The sequence below is a fragment of the Actinospica sp. genome (genome assembly GCF_035552695.1).
In the GTDB taxonomy this organism is placed as follows: domain Bacteria; phylum Actinomycetota; class Actinomycetes; order Streptomycetales; family Catenulisporaceae; genus Actinospica.
The window spans coordinates 1-2,136 of the sequence record NZ_DASZKT010000059.1 but is presented as its reverse complement, the minus strand read 5'-3'; the positions used below and the strand labels follow the sequence as shown (position 1 = coordinate 2,136).

General features: G+C 71.3%; 3 protein-coding genes. All 3 read right to left on the bottom strand.

Annotated elements, in window-relative coordinates; all coding sequences use genetic code 11:
• Positions 1–235: DUF4259 domain-containing protein (locus VG296_RS33165; RefSeq protein ID WP_414641070.1), on the bottom strand; the 235-nt coding region annotated here is incomplete at its 3' end.
• Between the two features lie 253 nt (positions 236–488).
• The gene (locus tag VG296_RS08680; RefSeq protein WP_325564922.1) at positions 489–1,325 is read right to left on the bottom strand and encodes an NAD(P)H-binding protein; all 837 of its coding nucleotides are present in this window, start codon (positions 1,323–1,325) and stop codon (positions 489–491) included.
• Positions 1,322–2,136, bottom strand: an 815-nt coding sequence (locus tag VG296_RS08675; RefSeq protein ID WP_325564920.1) for a zinc-binding dehydrogenase, incomplete at its 5' end; no start/stop codon positions are given. The genes VG296_RS08680 and VG296_RS08675, both read right to left, overlap by 4 nt.

Genomic DNA, 2,136 nt, shown 5'->3' with positions numbered 1-2,136 from the left:
CGTCGACCTCGAGAAACTCGGCGGCGCTCACTACATCGTCGATCGCCGAGGCCATAACCGCGCCAGGATCCGGCGCTTCCTCGACCATGAGGAACCAGTCCCCGGCCGCGTCGTTCTCGAAGCTCGCGACACCCCAGGACCCCACCAGCCGGACGATACACCTCACCCCGCCAGCCCGAAGCCGCTGTGCGAATGGAACGCTCACTGCGGCGAGACCGCCGTTGTGCCGCTGCATGCCCGCTTTGAGTCAAAGCACTCCACACTGAATATGCTGCTCGGAGTGGCCGACTTAAACTCAGCGGCGCAGGATCCCGGACCGCAGGGTCGATGCGTCTGTGGCGAGAAGGTCATTATCGCCGGCGCGCACGAGATAACCCTGCCCAACGGTCGACCGGGTTGGGAGGGCTACTGTCCCGTGTGCGGGGCCCCGCTGTTTGCGATCCGCCGCGGATCGCGAGCGAACAGCTAGGACCTCGAGCTGGTTGCGGTCACCGGAAGTCGTCGGCGTGCTCGGCGGCCCAGTCGCGGAACAGCCTGCCGGGTTCGCCGGTGACCTCGGCGACCGCGGTGGTCACGACCTCGGGCTCGGTCACGAAGCCGGCCCACACGTCGAGAGCACTGCGCGCGAAGTCCGCGTTCCCGAACCTGGCTACGAGTTCGGCCACGGCTTCGCCCTGGGGCATGTCCTCGCAGCTGAGCTCGCGGCCGATCGCCGTCCCGATCTGCGCGATCTGGTCAGCCTGGGTGATCGCCTCCGGACCGGAGATGACGGGCATCGCGCCGATGAGCTCGTCGCGGACGAGCGCTTGGACGGCTACCGCGGCGATGTCTCGCTCGTGGATTAGCGAGCGTGCCGCGTCGGGGTAGGGCCAGCGCACGACGTCGCCCGCGCGGATCTGGTCGGCCCAGATGAGGGTGTTCTTGGCGAAGCCGGTCGGCCGGAGGTGTGTCCACTCAAGGCCGGAGACTTCGATCAGCGCCTCGACCGCGCGCCAGAAGCCGCCGGGTGGTTGGGCCGCCGGCGTCGCCGACAGGTAGACCACGCGCCCGACGTGCGCAGCCAGCGTGTTGATCAGCGCGGGGCCCAGCTTCCGCACCGACTCGACCGTCGGGAATGGCCAGAGTAGGAAGACGGCGTCGACGCCGTGGAGGTTCGGCGCGAGCCCGACAGCGTCGGAGAGGTCTCCAGCCACGACCTCGACGCCGTCGGGCAGGCCCGAGCTGTCCGGGTCGCGGGCGACCGCGCGCACCGGCTGATCCTCGGCGACGAGTTGCTCGACTACCTGCCGGCCGACCGTGCCGGTGGCTCCGGTGACGAGGATCATCCGCCCGATTCGCCGCTGACGAGCAGGAGCGACTTGCCGACGACCTCGCGCGCCTCGATGCGGCGGTGCGCCTCAGCGGCGTCTTTGAGCGGGTAGGTCCGCCCGATGACCGGCGTGACCCGGCCGGCGGCCGCCTGCGCGAGCACGTCGCGCAGCCGCCGCTTGCCCTCCTCGGGTGAGAACTGCGCATCGGAGATCCCGTGGACGGTGATGCCGCGCTCCAGCGCGGCATCACCGTCGAGCGGTGTGAAGTCTCCCGAGGCGGCGCCGTGGGCGGAGAACACGCCGCCCCCGCCGGTGATCGCGAACGCCGCCCGGCCGATCTCCCCGCCGACTCCGTCAAGCACGACCGCCGGACTGTCGCCGCCGAGCGCGGCCAGGACGCGGCCGGTCCAGGCCGGCTCGGAGTAGTCGACCGCCGCGACTGCGCCCTGGGCGCTGACCGCCGCGAGCTTCGGCTTGCCGCGGGCGGCACCGACCACGCGCGCGCCGCGTGCTGTTGTGAGCTGGACGAGGAGCAGCCCCATGCCGCCCGCCGCGCCGGTGATCAGGACCGGCGTGCCGGCCTTTACCGAGACGCCGTCGAGAATGCCGAGCGCGGTGCGGCCGTCAGTGAGAAGCGCGGCGGCGGTCAGCGTCGTGAGCTCGTCCGGAATCAAGACGAGCCCGTTGGCCGGTACGGCGACGCGCTCGGCGTAGGAGCCCGTCTCGCGGGTGTCGGCCACGACATCGCGGCCGATCCAGTCGGCTTCGACACCCGCGCCGGTGGCGCTTACGGTCCCCGCGACGCCGCTGCCCGGCACGTACGGCG